The following is a 17810-nucleotide window of genomic DNA, read 5'->3' on the forward strand; positions in this document are numbered from 1 at the left end:
CCGTAGGAGTCGACCAGCACTCCAGGCTGTAACAGTGCTCACCAGCCGGCGGTCCGGTGATCAGCCTCCCGCTGAAGAACCAAGATCCCCGTCAAGGACACGCTGATCGACTCCCATTAGGCTGGGACTGACACACCTGATATCACCGAAAGGGCATTAGTGCAGGTCACCAGCGTCGGCCACGCCGGCTTCCGGATAGAAACCCGCGCCGGAAGCATCTTGTGCGACCCATGGGTCAACCCGGCTTACTTCGCGTCGTGGTTCCCGTTTCCCGACAACACCACGCTGGACTGGACCGCCCTCGGCGACTGTGACTACCTGTACGTTTCGCACCTGCACGCCGACCACTTCGACGCCAAGAACCTGCGCGAACACGTCAACAAGGACGCCGTGGTCTTGTTGCCGGACTTCCCGGTGCCAGACCTGAAACGGGAACTGGAGAAGCTCGGATTCCACCGGTTCTTCGAGACCACCGACTCGGTCAAACACCGCATCAGTGGCCCCAAGGGCGATCTCGATGTGATGATCATCGCGCTGCGCGCTCCCGCGGACGGTCCGATCGGCGACTCCGGCCTGGTGGTCGACGACGGCGAGACCGTCTGCTTCAACATGAACGACGCCCGCCCGGTCGACCTCGACATGGTGTATGCCGACTTCGGGGCGGTCGACGTCCACATGCTGCAGTACTCGGGGGCCATCTGGTACCCGATGGTCTACGACATGCCTTCCCGCGCCAAGAAGGCGTTCGGCACGCAGAAGCGGCAGCGGCAGATGGACCGGTGCCGGCAGTACATCGCGCAGGTAGGGGCGACGTGGGTGATTCCGTCTGCCGGCCCGCCGTGCTTCCTGGATCCGGCGCTGCGCGACCTGAACGACGATCACGGCGACCCGGCCAACATCTTCCCCGACCAGATGGTCTTCCTGGACCAGATGCGCGCCCACGGTCACGACGGCGGCCTGCTGATGATTCCCGGCTCGACAGCGGATTTCACTGGCTCACAGTTGAGCTCGCTGAACCACCCGCTGCCCGACGACGAGGTGGAGGCCATCTTCACCACCGGTAAGGCGGCCTACATCGCCGACTATGCCGAGCGGATGGCACCGGTGCTGGCCGCGGAGAAGGCGAACTGGGCGCCCGCGGCGGGTGAGCCGCTGCTGGAGCCGCTGCGTGCGCTGTTCGAACCGATCATGCTCGGCAGCAACCAGATCTGTGACGGCATCGGCTATCCGGTGGAACTGCGGCTGGAAGGTGGCGGCTACCACGAGACAGTGGTGCTGGACTTTCCGAAACGCGCAGTGCGCGAGCCTGTTCCGGATGAGAAGTTCCGGTACGGCTTCATGATCGCGCCGGAGCTCGTGCGGACGGTGCTGCGGGACAACGAGCCGGACTGGGTCAACACAATCTTCCTGTCCACCCGGTTCACGGCGTGGCGCGTCGGCGGTTACAACGAATATCTCTACACGTTCTTCAAGTGTCTGACCGACGAGCGCATCGCCTATGCCGACGGCTGGTTCGCCGAGGCGCACGACGACACCGCCTCGATCACGTTGGACGGCTGGGAGATTCAGCGGCGCTGCCCGCACCTGAAGGCCGATCTGTCGAAGTTCGGCGTGGTGGAGGGTTCCACTCTGACGTGCAATCTGCACGGCTGGCAGTGGAACCTGGAGACCGGTCGATGCCTGACGAGCAAGGGACATGAGCTGAGGAGCTGCCGGTCGTGACCGGGCCGCGTCAGTACTACGACGATGGCCTCATCCAGCTAGACCGTGAGGCGATCACGTTGCGCCGCTACCACTTCCCGTCGGGAACCTCGAAAATCGTCCCGCTGCGCGATATCCGCGGATACAAGGCCGAATCGTTGAGCATCCTCAACGAGCGGTTGCGGTTGTGGGGCAGCTCCAACCCTCGTCGCTGGCTTCCGCTGGACCTGTGGCGTCCGATCAAATCGACGCTCGTCACCCTCGACGTGGCCGGCGCACGCACCAACCCGGCCTTCACGCCGCAGCGGCCGAAGGAGTTCCTCGCCAGGCTCGACGAACTGCTGGAGCGCTAGAACGCGGGTACACCGTCACGGTGTGGATGCAGGGCACCGATCGCTGAGGTGAGGGGCAGGTGCAGGGCATCCACGATGCCCGGCGCGGCTTCGCACACCCAGGGAATCGCATTGACCGCCCGCATGCCGGTGGCGAGTAGTCCGTGCTCACTTGCGCTTTCGCCCTCGCGGTGCCCCACCTCGAACTCCCCGTCGAACGACGGTTCACCGTCGATGAGCACCCGCCAGATTCCGTCGGTGGCTCCGGTCCGGCCAGTCGGCCACTCGGGTGCCAGATCGTCGGCCATCCGGTCGACATGCTCCAGGCTGACGACCTCTTTCCCGTCGACCACACCGATGCACTTGGCGTAGGTAGCACCGACCGTACCTGCCGGGATGAGGCCGCAGGCGGTGTGCAGATCACGCGGCGTCGGCAGGAACTCACAGGTTTCGCGGATCTCGTCGAACGCGACACCGAGCGCGTCTGCGACCATCGTGATCGCCGCTCCCCACCCCCACCTGAGCACGCCGGGCTGCTTCAAACCGCCCTGGTAGTCGAGCGGTTGGCCGAACCCGAACAGTTCCCGGACGTCCCATTCGACGGGATACTCCGAGTAGTTGGTGATCTCGATGCCGCGCACCGAGTACACCTTGTGCGACATCGTCATCAGCGCGATCGGAAAGAGGTCGCAGCCGAATCCCGGTTCGATGCCCGACGAGAAGATCGAGCTGCGGCCCGCGGCCGTCGCTTCGCGGATCGGATCCAGGAATCGCTGTGACAGGGAGCCCTTTTCGTACACGAGGCCTGGTAGCGACGTGGTCACGATGTTGGCGCCCGATGCCAGGATGCGACAGAAGTCGGCGAGCGCCTCTTTCGGCCGTGGGCCGGCGGGCGCCGCGTACATCACGCAATCCACATCCGACGCCAAAAGTGCGTCCGCATCACGAGTGGCCATGACGCCGACCGGATCGATGCCCGCCAGCACACCGACGTCCTGGCCGTCCTTGGCCTGCGAGTGCACCCAGGCGCCGGCGAGCTCGAGGTTGGGCCGGTCCATGATCGTCCGGATCGCGTAGCGCCCGACTCCGCCGGTGGCCCATACCGCGACGCGATACGTCTTGTCCGATGGCTGCGCCATGGGTTTCTGCCTCTCGCTCGCCCTTGCGCAAAAACATTACATCTGTAATGTCTTTTTGGGGTGAACTCCGCAAGGAATGGAGACGCAAGGTGAGCGAACTCGATGGCAGCCTCGATGGCAAGGTCGCCATAGTCACCGGAACCAGCCGTGGCGTCGGGGTAGGCATCGCGCACGAGCTATTACGCGCCGGGGCCACGGTGATCGGTTGTTCACGGTCGGCGCTGGACGCGATGCCCGGCACCGAGAACAACCCCGACTGGGCTCGGCGATCGGACCAAATGGTCTGTGACCAAGCCGATTACACCGCCATCGACGCGTTCGTGCAGAAGGTCGTCGATCGCCACGGCCGGCTGGACATCCTGGTCAACAACGCCGGTGGCACCGTCCCTTCGCCATCGGTCGACGAGGTGCCGGCATTGGTGTCCCGTATCCAGGGCGCGCCGGTCAGTGACGACGACTACGAACGCAGCGCGCTCTTTCACGCCTTCGCTGTGCAGATGAACCTGATCAGTCCGCTCTGGTTCGCGATTCGCGCGTATCGACAGATGAAGACGCAGACCGGTGTCGGCTGCATCATCAACGTCTCCAGCGGCGCGGGTCATCCCGCGGGTTCACCGACGCTGGTGTCCTACGGCGCCGCTAAGGCGGGGCTGAACCAGATGACGCGCTCGCTCGCCCAGGAGTGGGGCCCCGCGGTCCGGGTCAACTGCGTTGCGCTTGGACCGACAATCACCGAGAACTTCCGGTCGTTCGTCCTGCCCAAGGACGATCCCACCGGCGCCGAGTACTTCGCCAAGATTCCGCTGAGGCGCGGCGGTGAACCGGACGAGGTGGGCCGCACCTGCGTCTTCCTCGCTTCCGGCACAGCCGATTTCATCAACGGGACCACGATCGAGATCGACGGCGGCATGCTGCCCGGCGTGCTGTACGACGCCGGCCTCAAGACCATCACCGACCTGCTGTGAGGACACCGAGAATGACACGGAGCATCATCCAGTTCTCCACCGGCAACGTCGGCGTCCATGCCCTGCGGACGATCATCGAGCGTCCGGACCTCGAGCTGGTCGGCCTCCACGCGGCCAGTCCCGACAAGATCGGCCGGGACGCCGCGGAGCTGTGCGGGCTCGCCGATCCGACCGGGGTGATCGCTACCGACGACGTCGACGCACTGCTGGCCCTCGGAGCCGATTGCGTCGTCTACACCTCACAGGCCGAGACCCGCGCAGCCGAGGCGATGGACGACATTGCCCGCTTCCTGCGCGCCGGAACCAACGTCGTCGGGTCATCCTTCGTCTGGCTGGTCGCCCCGGAGTTCACCGACGACTGGCTGCGGGTACCGCTCGAACAGGCCTGCCGAGAGGGCAATTCGACGTTGTACATCAACGGGATCGATCCCGGATTCTCCGGCGACACGCTCGTTTACACGGCGCTGAGCCTCGCCGGTCGCGCCGAATCCATCACGGTGCAGGAAATCTGTGACTATGCCACCTACGACGACGCCGAGTTCACCGGCGTCACCTTCGGTTTCGGCACCGACCCAGAGCACCAACCGATCCTCTTCATGCCGGGAGTGCTCGCCTCGATGTGGGGGATCCAGGTTCGCAGCCTCGCCGCGGATCTTGGTGTCGAGCTCGACGAGGTGCGCGAGCGGCACGAGAAATGGGTTACGCCCAAACCGATCTCGTGCACGATGATGGACGTCGGGGTCGGCAAGGTCGCCGCGGTGCGTTTCGGTGTCGAGGGCATCAGGGACGGCAAGGTCGTCATCACCATGGAACACGTGAATCGGCTGACCGAGGCCGCCGCTCCGCACTGGGCCGTCCCGCCGGATGGCCGCCCAGGCGTGCATCGCGTCGTCGTCGAAGGGGACCCCGGCATCGAGATCAATACCCACGTCGGCCTCGGCGGGACGGACCACAACCAGGGCGGCGTCATCGCCACCGCGGCGCGACCGATCAACGCCATCGAGGCGGTGTGCCTGGCACCGGCCGGCATCCTCGCCGCACACGACCTGCGGCCGCTGGATCACACCCGCGGTGCGATGTGGTGAAGTGCACCATGGCAGATGCAGTGCGACCGCGGCGTCCCCCAGGGGGTAACCAGCTGCGTGCCGAGCGGACCCGGCAGATGGTGATCGACGAGACCGTCCGCTACATCCTCGACGAGGGCTTCGCCGCACCGAGCGTCCGTCGCATCACCGAACGGGCCGGGGTCACCTGGGGAGTGGTGCAGTACCACTTCGGCGATCTGAACGGTCTTCTCATCGCGGTCGTCGATGAGGGGTTCCGTCAGCTCACCGAGATTCTCGCGGCGGTACCCGCCACCACCGCGGACCTGCCCATCGCGCAACGCACCCAGGTAGTCGTGGACGCGGCGTGGTCGGCGTTCTCGAGCCCGACGTCGATGGCGGCCATCGAGATCCTGATCGCTACGCGTTCGGGGCGAGACGCTGCGGTCAACAAGCGGCTGGCGGACACCATGCGTCAGCTGACCGAGCTCGGCAGGCACCTCGGGGAGGGCCTGGATCCCAAGCACGCCAAGGAGATCGGCAATCACATCTGGGCATGCTTGCGCGGAATCGTTGTGGCACAGATGATTTCGTCACAGCCGTTGGACACGTCCAGGGAGCGGCGCGCACTGGTCGACGTCCTCACCGCCTACGTGCTGACGCACAGTGCCGAACGGCGTTAGCTCTTCGGCTCGAGCACTTCGGTTCCGACGAAGGGCACCAAGGCTTCTGGCACCCGGACGCTGCCGTCGGCCTGCTGGTGGTTCTCGAGGATGGCCACCAGCCACCGCGTCGTCGCCAACGTGCCGTTGAGCGTGGCCGCGATCTGCGGCTTGCCGTTCTCGTCGCGGTAGCGCACCGAAAGCCGCCGCGCCTGAAACGTCGTGCAGTTCGACGTCGAGGTCAGCTCCCGGTACGTCTGCTGCGTCGGGATCCATGCCTCGCAGTCGAACTTGCGCGCAGCCGACGAGCCCAAATCCCCTGCGGCGATGTCGATCACGCGGTAGGGCACCTCGATCTTGGCGAGCATCTCGCGCTCCCACCCGAGCAGCCGCTGATGTTCGGCCTCGGCGTCCTCGGGCTTGCAGTAGACGAAGCCCTCGACCTTGTCGAACTGGTGCACGCGGATGATGCCGCGGGTGTCCTTGCCGTGGCTGCCGGCCTCCCGGCGGAAGCACGACGACCAGCCGGCGTACCGCAGCGGTCCGTTGGAGAGGTCCAGGATCTCGTCGGCGTGATAGCCGGCCAAAGCCACCTCCGACGTGCCGACCAGATACAGATCGTCGGCTTCCAGGTGGTAGACCTCCTCGGCGTGCGCACCGAGAAATCCGGTGCCCGCCATGATCTCCGGGCGCACCAGCACCGGCGGGATCACCAGGGTGAAACCGCTCTCCTGCGCCAGCCGCGCCGCCAGTTGCAGCAGCCCGAGTTGCAGCAGCGCGCCGGCGCCGGTGAGGAAGTAGAACCGCGCGCCGGACACCTTCGCGCCGCGCTCCAGATCGATCAGTCCCAGTGCCTCGCCGAGCTCGACATGGTCCTTCGGATTCTCGATGACCGGAGGTTCGCCGACGGTGTCGAGCACCACGAAGTCGTCTTCGCCGCCCGCGGGAACACCGTCGATGATCACGTTCGCCAAAGCCATGTGCGCGGCGGTGAACGCCGCATCGGCCTGGCTCTGCTCGGCCTCGGCGGCCTTGACCTTGTCCGCGAGTTCCTTGGCGGCCGCCAGCAGGGCGGGCCGTTCGTCCGGTGATGCCTTGCCCACCTTCTTGCTGGCGGCCTTCTGCTCCGCGCGCAGATTGTCGGCGGACGTCACCGCGGCCCGCCGGGCGGCATCTGCGTCCAGCAGCGCATCGACGAGGCCGGGGTCTTCCCCGCGGGCACGTTGCGATGCGCGCACCACATCCGGGTTCTCGCGCAGCAGTCTGAGGTCGATCACGGGCGCAACACTACTTTTGGTTGCGGATCGGGAACATGGCGAGGTCGGGCGGCCCAGCCACAACCCCATAACGTTACAACTGCATCACTTGTCACAGCGCCTGACACGCCTGTCACAATGGAGCAGATGTCTGAAGCGCCAACCCTCGAATATCCGCTCGATGACGAGTCCCCTGACTCGCCGTCGCGGGCGTCGTTCTGGCGCAGCCTGCACGCTGCTTCGACTCGACGGGCGCTGCTGCTGACCGCCCTCGGCGGCTTGTTGATCGCCGGGCTGATCACCGCCATTCCGCAGAAGGAAGGGCCGAGCGGGCTGACGGCCAGCACCATCTCGCTGGGTCCGCGCGGCAACGAGACCTTCAAGCACGCGAAGGCCGGGGACTGCCTGAACTGGCCGGACCGCACGCCGGATGCCGCCCAGATCGTCGACTGCAAGGACGAGCACCGGTTCGAGGTCGCCTCATCCGTCGACATGCGGACCTTCCCGGGCAGCGAGTACGGCCCCGACGCCGCACCGCCGTCGCCCGCACGGATTCAGCAGATCAGCCAGGAGCAGTGCTCCGCGGCGGTCAAGCACTACCTGGGTCCGCACTTCGACCCGAACAGCCGTTTCACCGTCAGCATGCTGTGGTCCGGCGACAAGGCCTGGCGCCAATCCGGTGAGCGCCGGATGCTGTGCGGCCTGCAGCTGCCCGGCCCCAACAACCAGCAGGTGGCGTTCAAGGGCAAGGTCGCCGACAACGACCAGTCGAAGGTGTGGCCCGCGGGCACCTGCCTCGGCATCGACCCGTCCACCAACCAGCCGACCGACATCCCGACCGACTGCGCCGCGCCGCACGCTATGGAGGTCACCGGTGCGGTGAACCTCGGCGAGAAGTTCCCGGCCGGTCTGCCGCCGGAACCTGAGCAGGACACCTTCATCAAGGACACCTGCACCCGGCTGACTGATGCCTACCTGGCGCCCATTCAATTGCGCAGCACCACACTGACATTGATCTACAGCACGATCTCGCTGCCGAGCTGGGCGGCGGGCAGCAAGCAGGTGTCCTGCAGCATCGGCGCGACCCTCGGCAACGGCGGCTGGTCGACTCTGCTCAACAGCGCCAAGGGCCCGCTGATGATCAACGGGCAGCCTCCGGTTCCGCCACCCGACATCCCCGAGGAGCGGTTGAACTTCCCGCCGATCCCGATGCCCGCCGCGCCTGCGGAGTCGTCTTCGTCCTCTTCGTCATCTTCGTCATCGTCGTCCTCGTCATCCGACGACGAAAGCGACTACGGCAATCAGACCCAGCACATGCCGGGCTCCGCGCAGCCCACCGAGACCGCAGAGCCGACCGCCGATCCGGCGGCGCCCGGCAACACTTTCCTCAACGCGCCGCCACCCCCGCCGGGTGCGCCACCGCCGCCGCCTGGTCTGCCTCCCCCACCGCCACCGCCGGGACTGCCGCCGCCACCCGCGCCGGCGCTGCCGCCGCCTCCTCCCGCGCCCGAACCTGTGCCCGCACCGGCTCCTGCGCCGGGACTGCCGCCGCCTGCACCACCGGGGCCGTAACCACGTGGCCGTGCGGATGAGCCCGCAACGGTTTGACGAGCTGGTCTCCGACGCACTGGACCTGATCCCGCCGGAGCTAACCAAGGCGATCGACAACGTCGTCGTCCTGGTCGCGGACCGCAACGCCGACGAGCCGGACCTTTTGGGGCTCTACGAGGGGATCGCGCTGACCGAGCGCGACAGCTGGTACGCCGCGGGGTCGCTACCGGACACCATCACGATCTACCGCGAGGCGCTGCTGGACATCTGCGATACCAAGGAGCAGGTGGTCGACGAGGTCGCCATCACGGTGATCCACGAGATCGCCCACCACTTCGGCATCGACGACGATCGCCTGCACGAACTCGGCTGGGGGTAGCCCCTTTCCGGCCCTTTTCCGCGAGCAGACGCAAAGGTGCCCGACACGCCGCGACGTTGGGGAGCTTTGTGTCTGCTCGCGCGGGAAACTGGGGCCATGAGCAGCGAGTGCCGTGACTGCGTGGCGGATGTCGAGCATTGCCACGGCACCGTCATCCACCACGCCACGATGCGCATCGAATGCACCGAACCCGACTGTGTGACACCCGAGGTGGTGCATGCTTTCGCGATCGACTGCGAGGCCATCGGTTGCACCTGCGACATCAGGATCGCGAAGGCGGTCTGACGCGATCAGCCCATCGGGTCAGCCGACTGCAGCGCATCCTCGACCGGGTGGACATCGGGCTCCGGATAGAACGGCGGCTGCAGCGTCCCCCACTGCACGCAGCTCCAGCGGCCGTCGGTGATGGGCGAGAGCACAACGGCTTCGGTGTTGCCGAGGTGGTGGTCGAGGGCGAAGCTGCCGTCGACGCCCGCCAGCACGGCAGAGGCCAGCCGGATCGCCGCGCCGTGGCTGACCATGACGATGTCACCGTCGAACGAATCGTCGTCGAGGTAACGCAGCCGCAAATCGGTGACCACCGGTAGATAGCGGTCCAGCACCTGGCGGGCCGTCTCGCCGTCCGGCAGCGCCACGTCGACATCGCCCTCGTGCCACCGCTGGTAGATGGTGTTGAACTCCTCGATCGCCGCGTCATCACCACGGCCCTCGAGTTGACCCACCTGAACCTCGTGGATGCCCTCGACTTCGTGGGTGTCCACGCGGAGTACGTCGGCGATCTCGTACGCGGTCTGCGTCGCGCGCACGGCCACCGAATGCGCGATGAGAGCCGGCCGGTAGGTGAGTCCGCGGGCGAAAGTGCGGGCCTGGTCCCGGCCGAGATCGGTCAACTCCGCACCCGGCGGTCTGGTGTCGAGCCGCCGCTCGACATTGCCGTACGACTGTCCGTGCCGGACCAGCACCAGCCGTCCACTCACGCGTCTTCCTCCCCTGCTTGCGATGGCCCTGCCTGTCCTGGCTCGACCGACCCCCTCGGCCACGAACCGAGAAAGCGCACATCTGCAGAACGTTCGACCAACGCCTTGAGTGCCTCGGCAACGGGTGGATCGTCGACGTGGCCTGCACAGTCCAGAAAGAAGATGTAGGTGCCGAGTTCGGTTCGGGTAGGCCGGGATTCGATCCTGGTCAGGCCGATATCGCGGATCGCGAACTCGGACAGCGCCGCCGCCAGCGCCCCTGGCACGTTGTCCAGGCGCAGTACCACCGACGTGCGGTCGGAGTCAGTGCGTGCAGGCGGCGGGCCGACCGGTCCGACCAGCACGAAACGGGTTCGGGCGTTGCGCTCGTCGACGACGCCGCTGGCCAGCACGTCGAGGCCGTGGCGTTCGGCGGCCAACGGGGTGGTCACGGCGGCGTCGGCGCGCCCGCTGGCGACGTCGACGGCGGCTGCCGCGTTCGAGTCCGCCGCCACGAACTCGGCCTTCGGAAGGTTCTTCGCGGCCCACTTCGCCACCTGGGCGCGCGCCACGGGAAACGCGGCGATCGTCGTGGGGTCGGCGGCACCCTTCCGGACGGCGATCGTGAAGGCGATGTCGAGGGTGTACTCGGCGAAGATCTGCAGCGGCGACCCGGTCGCCAGGCTGTCCAGGGTCGGCAGTATCGAACCGTCGATCGAGTTCTCGATCGGCACGCAGGCGTACCCGGCGTCACCCGATCGCACCATTTCGAGGGCCGCCGCCGCGCTGGCCGTGGGAACCCACTGGAAATCGCTGAGCGGAACCAGCTGCGCCTCGACCATGCCGCGCAAGGCCGCCTCGGTGAAAGTCCCTTCCGGGCCGAGATACGCGATACGGGTCACAGCCCAACACTATCGGCTCAACACGGTAATCCCGTTCCGCTGCACGTAAGCCTTGCGCGATCTCGGGAGGCATAGTTAAGTTAGGCTCACCTTATCTACGGGAGGCAGGCTATGACAGAGCCGGTGACCAAGGCCACGCCGACGACAGCCGAGCGCATCCGCAGCGCCTTCGCGCGCGCGGGTGGCGCGATGCTCGCGGTCGAAGGGCTGGAACCCGCCGAATCTCCGATCCACCATCTGCTCGACGACGGCTCGTTCGCGGTCACCGTCCCGGTCGACGGGGCCGTCGCACAGATGGTCGTTTCAGCGGGCCAAGCGGGTGTCCAAGCGGTACTCGAGATGACCGACTACGCCCCGCTGCCGCTGCGTGAACCGGTGCGGTCGCTGGTGTGGGTCCGCGGCCGGCTGCACGACGTCCCCCCGTGCGAGGTCGCGTCGCTGCTCGACCTGATCGCCAGCGAGGACCCGAATCCGGCACTGCTCCAGGTGAACTCCGGCAGTGCCGACACCGACACGCGCTACACCCTGATGCGCCTGGAGATCGAATCGGTGGTGGCCGCCGACTCCACCGGCGCCGAATCGGTGGGGCTGAGCACGCTGCTGAGTGCCCGCCCTGACCCGTTCTGCGCGATGGAGTCATGCTGGCTGCAACACATGGAGTCCGCTCACCGCGAGGTGGTCGAGCGCTTGGCCAGCCGCCTGCCGGCATCGCTACGGCGCGGACGCGTGCGTCCACTCGGCCTCGACCGCTATGGCGTGCAACTTCGTGTCGAGGGCGATGATGGCGACCACGACGTCCGACTGCCGTTCGCGAAGCCCGTCGACGACATCAGCGGCCTGTCCCAGGCGATCCGTGTGCTGATGGGTTGCCCATTCCTCAACGGCTTGCGCGCGCGTCGACTCTGAGGCGCGACCGGGGCCGCTAGCCTGACTCCGGTGACCAGCGCCCCCGACCACCTGACGGACCCCGCGGACCGTCGTGCGCTGCGCATCGAGATCGCGGTGGTACTTGCAGTCACCTTCGGGCTGTCGGCGTACTCCGCACTCCTCAACCTGATCGAGGCCGTCCTGCTCGGCCTCTCCGGACAGGTCGTGGCGCTCAATCCCCGTCGTTCGCCGTTCGACCTCATCGACCTCGGGCTCAACCTCGCCTGGGTCTTCCAGTTGCTGGCATGGGGTGCGCTCGGCGTATATCTGTTGTGGCGCAGCGGTATTGGGCCCAGCCAAATCGGATTGGGCCGACTGCAGTGGCGTCCCGACCTTCTCGGTGGGCTGGGCCTGGCCGCATTGATCGGACTGCCCGGCCTGGCGTTCTATCTGCTGTCCCGAGTGCTCGGCATGAACGCATCCGTGGAACCCGCCGAGCTCTACGACACCTGGTGGCGCATCCCCGTGCTGCTTCTCGTCGCGTTCGGTAACGGGTGGGCCGAGGAAGTGATCGTCGTCGGGTTTCTGTTCACCCGGCTGCGCCAGCTGAGCGTGAGCCCTGTCGTTGCGGTCGTTCTGACGAGCGTGCTGCGCGGCCTCTACCACCTTTATCAGGGCTTCGGCGCCGGGCTGGGCAACCTGGCGATGGGCCTGGTGTTCGGCTATGTGTACGTCCGCACCGGCAGGCTGTGGCCACTGATCGTCGCGCATGCCGTGATCGACGCGGTCGCGTTCGTCGGCTATGCGGTGGCGGCGGGTCACCTGAGTTGGCTGCAATAGGCCGCGACCGACGTACATTTCTTGCTGTGGACGACAACCGGCAGCAGCCCCCCGGTTTCGACCCGCGCCACCGCCGGGAGCCGCCACAGGTGATACGGCGTGACCCCAACTACCGGCCGCCAGGCCCACCGAACCCGTGGCCACCGAACCCGCCGACACCGCCACCCAATGCTCCGCCACGCAGGCCGCCCCCGCCGCCGCCTCAGGCCCGTCGGCCCGCACCACCGCGTCGTCCCGTCCCGCCCCCGCCGCCGCAGGCCCGTCCACCCGCGCCGCCGAAGCCCCCGAAAAAGCCTCGGCGCAAACGTCGTTGGGGCCGGGTGCTGCTCGCGCTGGTGTTCGTCATCGTCGTTGCCGTCGTGGCGGGCGGGCTATGGATGGACTCGAAGCTGCACCGCATCCCGGCGTTGGCCGATTACCCGGACCGCCCGGCCGCGGGCGCCGGTACGACGTGGTTGCTCGTCGGGTCTGACAGCCGACAGCAGCTGACGCCCGAACAGCAAGCCGAACTGAACACCGGCGGCGATCTCGGAAACGGCCGCACCGACACGATTCTGGTGGTCCACATTCCCGGCTTAGGCTCGAGCACCCCGACAACGATGGTGTCGATCCCCCGGGACTCCTACGTCGAGATTCCCGGTTACGGCAGCGACAAGATCAACGCGGCATTCGTCGAGGGTGGCGCACCACTGCTGGCGCAAACCGTCGAACAGGCGACCGGCCTGCGCATGGACCACTACGCGGAGATCGGGTTCGACGGATTCGCGGTGATGGTCGACGCGGTGGGCGGCGTGACCATGTGCCCCGCCCAACCGATCGACGACCCACTGGCAGGCATCAATCTGCCAGCGGGCTGCCAGAAGCTCGACGGCCGCACCGCGCTCGGATACGTCCGCACCCGTGCGACCCCGAGGGCCGACCTGGACCGCATGATCAACCAGCGCGAGTTCATGTCAGCCCTGCTGCACCGCGCCGCCAGTCCGGCCGTCTGGCTGAACCCGCTGCGGTGGTATCCGATGACGCACGCGGCGTCGGATGCGGTCACCGTCGGCGAGGACGACCACATCTGGGATCTGGCGCGGCTCGCGTGGGCGATGCGCGGCGATGTCATAAACACGACCGTGCCCATCGGTGAGTTCGCCGGCGGTGACTCGGGGTCCGCGGTCGTGTGGGACAGCGAGCTCGCGGATCAGTTGTTCGCCGCGCTGAAGTCCGACGCTCCCGTGCCACAGGATGTTCTCGACGCGCAACCCTGACACGCTCAGCAAACTAACTTTCCTTTATGTAATGGCCGTCACAACGTATTACCTTACTTAGGTCACGCTGGCCTTGCTTAGGTCCACCTTGGCTGACAATGGCGTCTGACCTGCTATATCCTGGCGCACATGACAACGGCCGACGCACTTGACACCAAATTCAATGCTCTTTTGCGGGAACAGATCCGCAGCGAATTCGGAGCCGCTCAGCAATACATCGCAATGGCCGTGTATTTCGATGCCGACGATTTGCCGCAATTGGCCAAACACTTTTATGCCCAGGCGGTCGAGGAACGCAATCACGCGATGATGCTCGTGCAGTACCTGCTCGACCGCGGAGTCCATGTGGAGATCCCCGGCGTTGACGAGGTGTGCAACAAGTTCGATACGCCGCGCGATGCGCTGGCTATGGCACTCGACCTGGAGCGCTCGGTGACCGAACAGGTGACCCGCTTGGCCGGCGTCGCCCGCGACGAGGGTGACTACCTCGGTGAGCAGTTCATGCAGTGGTTCCTGGCCGAGCAGGTCGAGGAGGTCGCGCGGATGACGACGCTGGTGCGTATCGCCGACCGGGCGGGTGCGAACCTCTTCCATCTCGAGGACTTCGTCGCGCGTGAGATGGCGACCGCATCAACCGATCCCGCTGCACCCAAGGCCGCAGGCGGCAGCCTCTAGTCCTGGGGCACCCCGGTCAGCCCGTTCTGCAACCAATCCTTGGTGCGGCCGGGGTGGTTGGTCGCCACCCAGGCGACGCCGAGATCGCGGCAGAACCGGACGTCCTCGTAGTGATCGACGGTCCAGCAGTACATGGCGCGTCCCTGCGCTGCGGCGCGGTCCACGAGTTCGGGATGCTCGCGCAAGGTCGTGATCGACGGGCCGACCGCGGTGGCTCCGACGGTCGTCGCGGCACTGCCGCCCAGGAACCGCGACGTCTCGCCGAGCAGCACCGTCGGCAGCATCGGCGCCGCGCGCCTGATCCGCCATACCGCCGCGGCTGAGAACGACATCACCACCGCGCGGGACAGGTCCGCCGAGGCGGGCGACGCCACACCGTACCGGTGCAGTAGGGCAAGTACTTTGCTCTCGACCAGTGCGCCGTAGCGGACCGGATGCTTGGTCTCGATGAAGATCTTCACCGGGCGACTCCAGTCGAGGACCAGCTTGACGAGGTCGTCGAGGGTCAGCAGACCGGTGCCGTCGGAACTCCCCGGCGAGTTCGGATGCCAAGTGCCGTAATCCAATTCGCGCAGCTGCGCCAAGGTCATCTCGCTGACCAGCCCACTGCCGTTCGACGTTCGGTCCACCCTGCGGTCGTGCACGCAGACCAGATGGCCGTCGCGGGTCAGCCGCACATCGCACTCGACTCCGTCGGCGCCCTCCTGAAGGGCCAACTCGTAGGCCGCCAGGGTGTGCTCGGGTAGCGCGCCGGAAGCGCCCCTGTGCGCCACGACAAAGGGATGGCCGCCGAGCGCGCCGTCGCCCGAGTTCATAGCTCCCTATGCTGCCGGGTTCTGGCCTTCGGACTCAACTGCAGCAGCCTTCTCCGGTTCGGTGTCGGACCGCGTCAACCGGTCGTCGGGCACGATCACCCAGCGCTTCGACGGCTTCTCGACCGGCTGACGTTCGAACCCGTCGAAAACCTTCATCGACAGCAGCACTGCAGCGAGTCCCAACAGATACGCGACGATCGTCGTCACCGTGTTGTTCGCGATCGCCTGGGCTTCGGTCGCAAAGCTCGTGGCGATCGAGAACGCCGACAAGACAGTGCTGGCGACCCACACCAGCCACCACGCCACAATCGGCCGACGCAGCCAGTTGAACCGCTCCTCGACTTCCGCGAGCTCGATGACGAACACCGGCGCCCACGCCAGATTGGCCACCGGCACCAGGCAGCCCGCCCGCAGCTCCCCCACGGATCGCGGATCCGGGTGCCCTCGGTAGCCATATGCGGCCGCTCTGCGCCCGATGAGCCAGTTCGTCAGCACCACCGCGCTGGCGACGACCATGAAGATCGCGATGACACTCGCGGCGACGCCCAGCCACGTGACACCGCCGGCCAGCCAGGGGTTCAGCAGCCTGCTGCGGTTGACGATGAGAAGCGCGTAGCGCACCACGTGCAGCAACGCCGCGACGGCGAGCACCGCCATGGTCGCGATCAGCGTGACCCGCACCGCGTTCGCAGAGGGACCGGAGCGGACCTCGACCTGCTGCTGGTCGGTCTGGTCAAAGTGGTCGACGAGACCCCAGCGCGGAATGAACGCATACCGCGGAGTCGGGCCGAGAGGTTGGCGGCGACGGCGCGGAGGTGGCGGCGCGCCCGGCCGCACGGCAATCCAGCGATAGCCGGGGGGCAGCCGCGGCGGCGTGCGGGCTGCCCGGCCCGACGGTGGGGTTCCCAGTCCGGCTGGCCGCCACTGCTGGGTCGGGTCGGGACCCGACGGCGCCAGCAGCGCGCCGTTGCAGCGCGGGCACCAGTCCCTCCTGCGGTCGCGGACGTTCCACCGCGTTCCGCACGTGGAACACACCTGGATCATTCGACCAGCCTAGCCAGGGTTCGTCGAAGGTCGCTCAGATGACGCCGGCTCCGCCGTCGTCCGTGACCACGGGTCGGCCCGCGCCGGCCCACGCCAGCATTCCGCCGCTGACATTGATCGGTGAATAGCCGTTCTGCGCCAGATACTGCGCCACGCGCTGCGAGCGGCCGCCGCCCATGCACGTGACGTACAGCGTGGCCGAGGAATCGATCTCGTTGATGCGGTCGGGGATCTGGCCCATCGGGATGTGGAGGGCGCCCGGCGCGTGGCCGCGTTGCCATTCGTCGTTCTCGCGGACGTCGAGCAATATCACCGAGTTGTCCAGTGTCGTGGGGACGTCGGCGATGTCGGCCTGAGGGACAGTGTCGGACTCCATCCGTACATGCTGACATACCCGGAGTTACGGCACCGGGGCCCGCAATTCCGAGCTATCCACAGTTTCCACAGGTTCATCCACAGGCCGCTGTCCGGGCCATACCGAGCCTGAGCCGCTGAATCTGTGCATCCGCTCAAGATCACTGTGGATAACCTGAGACCTGGATCACGTGCCGATTAACAGCCGCAGTGAGCCCGAGCGAAATACCTCGCTGGGCTAATCATCGAATTCGTGCGGCCATCTGCGGGTTCTCTACCCACGCGACATACTTCTCAACCCCGCCATGTCCCGATTTCTTCCATATGAGGCGAGGGGTTATGATCGGCGTCACAACTGGGCGTTGTGACCGATCTCACCTGGGGGAGGATATCGATCGTGCAGGTCAGGAGCTGTTGATGGCGTCGCATCCGATGGGGCAGGGGTCCGCAGTACCGCCGTCTGAATGGCCGTCCTCGACCAGCATCTACACCCGCGCCCAACTGATGGCCTGTCTACGCGCCGGCGTGATCGCCCTGGTGTTGTTGGGCGTGCTCGCCTGGATCGTCCTGTACTGATACCGACAAAAAACGGGCCTGCTCGCGATGAGCAGGCCCGTCCTTGTTTTCGGGGTTGACTACTTGGGCGGGTAGACACCCATCTGCTTGCCCTTGTCGGTCTGCCAGAAGATGTCGGCGATCTCGTCGATCGTCTTGAGCAACTTCTCGGCGACCGCAGCGTCAAGCGACTTCTTCACGTCGCCTGCGCCCTTGACGCCTTCCCAGAACAGCTGGTGCAGGTTCGGGAACTGATCGAAGTGGTCCTTGGTGAAGAAGTCGGCCCACAGCACCATCAGGTGATGCTTGACCTCTTCGGCCTGCCGCTCCTTGATGATGATGGCGCGGGTCTTGAAGTGCTCGTCGTCGGAGTCGTGGTACTTCTGGATCGTCTTCAGGCAGGACAGCGCCTCGATCTTGGCCTGCGCGGGGTCATAGACGCCGCAGAACAGGTCGCAGTGGGCATGGGCAGGGGTCGCGTTGTTCATGAGTCGATGCAGCATGGCCTTAACCTACCC

21 protein-coding genes are annotated in these 17810 nt (G+C 66.5%); 13 read left to right on the forward strand and 8 right to left on the reverse strand.

Going from position 1 to position 17810, the window contains the following annotated elements; genetic code table 11:
- Positions 1 to 159 precede the first annotated feature (159 nt).
- Positions 160 to 1722 carry a Rieske 2Fe-2S domain-containing protein gene (locus H7J93_RS05665; RefSeq protein WP_267305325.1) on the forward strand — a complete coding sequence of 521 codons (1563 nt, stop codon included), beginning with the start codon at positions 160 to 162 and terminating at the stop codon, positions 1720 to 1722.
- On the forward strand, positions 1719 to 2054 hold the full coding sequence (locus tag H7J93_RS05670; protein ID WP_267305326.1) for a hypothetical protein: 336 nt from the start codon (positions 1719 to 1721) through the stop codon (positions 2052 to 2054). The genes H7J93_RS05665 and H7J93_RS05670 overlap by 4 nt, the downstream gene beginning before the upstream one ends.
- Here H7J93_RS05670 and H7J93_RS05675 read toward each other — a convergent pair.
- Positions 2051 to 3172 carry an NAD(P)H-dependent amine dehydrogenase family protein gene (locus H7J93_RS05675; RefSeq protein WP_267305327.1) on the reverse strand — a complete coding sequence of 374 codons (1122 nt, stop codon included), beginning with the start codon at positions 3170 to 3172 and terminating at the stop codon, positions 2051 to 2053. The two genes, H7J93_RS05670 and H7J93_RS05675, sit on opposite strands and share 4 nt — an antisense overlap.
- 89 nt (positions 3173 to 3261) lie before the next feature.
- Here H7J93_RS05675 and H7J93_RS05680 point away from each other — a divergent pair, with 89 nt between their 5' ends.
- From H7J93_RS05680 to H7J93_RS05690, 3 genes are read left to right on the forward strand one after another with little or no spacing between them, the layout of a single operon-like run.
- Complete coding sequence (locus tag H7J93_RS05680; protein WP_267305328.1) at positions 3262 to 4137, forward strand: SDR family NAD(P)-dependent oxidoreductase; 876 nt, start codon at positions 3262 to 3264, stop codon at positions 4135 to 4137.
- Positions 4138 to 4148: 11 nt separating this feature from the next.
- The gene (locus H7J93_RS05685; RefSeq protein ID WP_267305329.1) at positions 4149 to 5222 is read left to right on the forward strand and encodes an NAD(P)H-dependent amine dehydrogenase family protein; all 1074 of its coding nucleotides are present in this window, start codon (positions 4149 to 4151) and stop codon (positions 5220 to 5222) included.
- Between the two features lie 8 nt (positions 5223 to 5230).
- Complete coding sequence (locus tag H7J93_RS05690) at positions 5231 to 5863, forward strand: TetR/AcrR family transcriptional regulator (protein ID WP_267305330.1); 633 nt, start codon at positions 5231 to 5233, stop codon at positions 5861 to 5863.
- Here H7J93_RS05690 and serS read toward each other — a convergent pair.
- Positions 5860 to 7119, reverse strand: a complete 1260-nt coding sequence (serS, locus tag H7J93_RS05695) for a serine--tRNA ligase (RefSeq protein WP_267305331.1) — start codon at positions 7117 to 7119, stop codon at positions 5860 to 5862. The two genes, H7J93_RS05690 and serS, sit on opposite strands and share 4 nt — an antisense overlap.
- Positions 7120 to 7236: 117 nt before the next feature.
- On the opposite strand from serS, the gene H7J93_RS05700 reads away from it, so the two are divergent.
- From H7J93_RS05700 to H7J93_RS05710, 3 genes are all read left to right on the forward strand, one after another.
- On the forward strand, positions 7237 to 8670 hold the full coding sequence (locus H7J93_RS05700) for a septum formation family protein (RefSeq protein ID WP_267305332.1): 1434 nt from the start codon (positions 7237 to 7239) through the stop codon (positions 8668 to 8670).
- 4 nt (positions 8671 to 8674) lie between these two features.
- On the forward strand, positions 8675 to 9028 hold the full coding sequence (locus tag H7J93_RS05705) for a metallopeptidase family protein (RefSeq protein WP_267305333.1): 354 nt from the start codon (positions 8675 to 8677) through the stop codon (positions 9026 to 9028).
- A gap of 96 nt (positions 9029 to 9124) precedes the next feature.
- Positions 9125 to 9313 carry a hypothetical protein gene (locus H7J93_RS05710; protein WP_267305334.1) on the forward strand — a complete coding sequence of 63 codons (189 nt, stop codon included), beginning with the start codon at positions 9125 to 9127 and terminating at the stop codon, positions 9311 to 9313.
- Between the two features lie 5 nt (positions 9314 to 9318).
- Here the strand turns inward: H7J93_RS05710 and H7J93_RS05715 are convergent, their stop codons facing one another.
- Positions 9319 to 10005 carry a histidine phosphatase family protein gene (locus tag H7J93_RS05715; protein WP_267305335.1) on the reverse strand — a complete coding sequence of 229 codons (687 nt, stop codon included), beginning with the start codon at positions 10003 to 10005 and terminating at the stop codon, positions 9319 to 9321.
- Entirely contained in the window at positions 10002 to 10886 is an 885-nt protein-coding gene (gene pheA / locus H7J93_RS05720) for a prephenate dehydratase (protein WP_267305336.1), read from the reverse strand. The genes H7J93_RS05715 and pheA overlap by 4 nt, the downstream gene beginning before the upstream one ends.
- Positions 10887 to 10997: 111 nt before the next feature.
- Between pheA and H7J93_RS05725 the strand changes: the two genes are divergently transcribed.
- The 4 genes from H7J93_RS05725 to H7J93_RS05740 all read left to right on the forward strand — a co-directional run bounded on the left by H7J93_RS05725 (position 10998) and on the right by H7J93_RS05740 (position 14524).
- Positions 10998 to 11792 (forward strand): DUF2470 domain-containing protein, encoded by a 795-nt coding sequence (locus H7J93_RS05725; RefSeq protein ID WP_267305337.1) that lies wholly within the window; start codon positions 10998 to 11000, stop codon positions 11790 to 11792.
- Positions 11793 to 11822: 30 nt separating this feature from the next.
- The gene (locus H7J93_RS05730) at positions 11823 to 12593 is read left to right on the forward strand and encodes a CPBP family intramembrane glutamic endopeptidase (RefSeq protein WP_267305338.1); all 771 of its coding nucleotides are present in this window, start codon (positions 11823 to 11825) and stop codon (positions 12591 to 12593) included.
- A 26-nt stretch (positions 12594 to 12619) separates the two neighbouring features.
- Complete coding sequence (locus tag H7J93_RS05735) at positions 12620 to 13849, forward strand: LCP family protein (protein WP_267305339.1); 1230 nt, start codon at positions 12620 to 12622, stop codon at positions 13847 to 13849.
- A gap of 129 nt (positions 13850 to 13978) precedes the next feature.
- A complete protein-coding gene (locus tag H7J93_RS05740; protein ID WP_267305340.1) occupies positions 13979 to 14524 on the forward strand; it encodes a ferritin in 546 nt (181 codons plus the stop codon).
- Here the strand turns inward: H7J93_RS05740 and H7J93_RS05745 are convergent.
- Genes H7J93_RS05745 through H7J93_RS05755 form a run of 3 tightly spaced genes read right to left on the reverse strand, consistent with a single transcriptional unit; the run spans position 14521 to position 16759 of the window.
- On the reverse strand, positions 14521 to 15339 hold the full coding sequence (locus tag H7J93_RS05745; protein WP_267305341.1) for a glycerophosphodiester phosphodiesterase: 819 nt from the start codon (positions 15337 to 15339) through the stop codon (positions 14521 to 14523). The genes H7J93_RS05740 and H7J93_RS05745 overlap by 4 nt on opposite strands.
- A gap of 6 nt (positions 15340 to 15345) precedes the next feature.
- Positions 15346 to 16383 carry a DUF4328 domain-containing protein gene (locus H7J93_RS05750; RefSeq protein WP_267305342.1) on the reverse strand — a complete coding sequence of 346 codons (1038 nt, stop codon included), beginning with the start codon at positions 16381 to 16383 and terminating at the stop codon, positions 15346 to 15348.
- Positions 16384 to 16417: 34 nt separating this feature from the next.
- Positions 16418 to 16759 carry a rhodanese-like domain-containing protein gene (locus tag H7J93_RS05755; RefSeq protein WP_267305343.1) on the reverse strand — a complete coding sequence of 114 codons (342 nt, stop codon included), beginning with the start codon at positions 16757 to 16759 and terminating at the stop codon, positions 16418 to 16420.
- 395 nt (positions 16760 to 17154) lie between these two features.
- Here H7J93_RS05755 and H7J93_RS05760 point away from each other — a divergent pair, with 395 nt between their 5' ends.
- Complete coding sequence (locus tag H7J93_RS05760; protein WP_267305344.1) at positions 17155 to 17313, forward strand: hypothetical protein; 159 nt, start codon at positions 17155 to 17157, stop codon at positions 17311 to 17313.
- 59 nt (positions 17314 to 17372) lie between these two features.
- On the opposite strand, the gene sodN is transcribed toward H7J93_RS05760, so the two are convergent.
- On the reverse strand, positions 17373 to 17795 hold the full coding sequence (gene sodN / locus H7J93_RS05765) for a superoxide dismutase, Ni (RefSeq protein WP_264074000.1): 423 nt from the start codon (positions 17793 to 17795) through the stop codon (positions 17373 to 17375).
- Positions 17796 to 17810: the final 15 nt, after the last annotated feature.

It is taken from the genome of Mycobacterium barrassiae, from assembly GCF_025822765.1.
Classification (GTDB): Bacteria; Actinomycetota; Actinomycetes; order Mycobacteriales; family Mycobacteriaceae; genus Mycobacterium; species Mycobacterium barrassiae.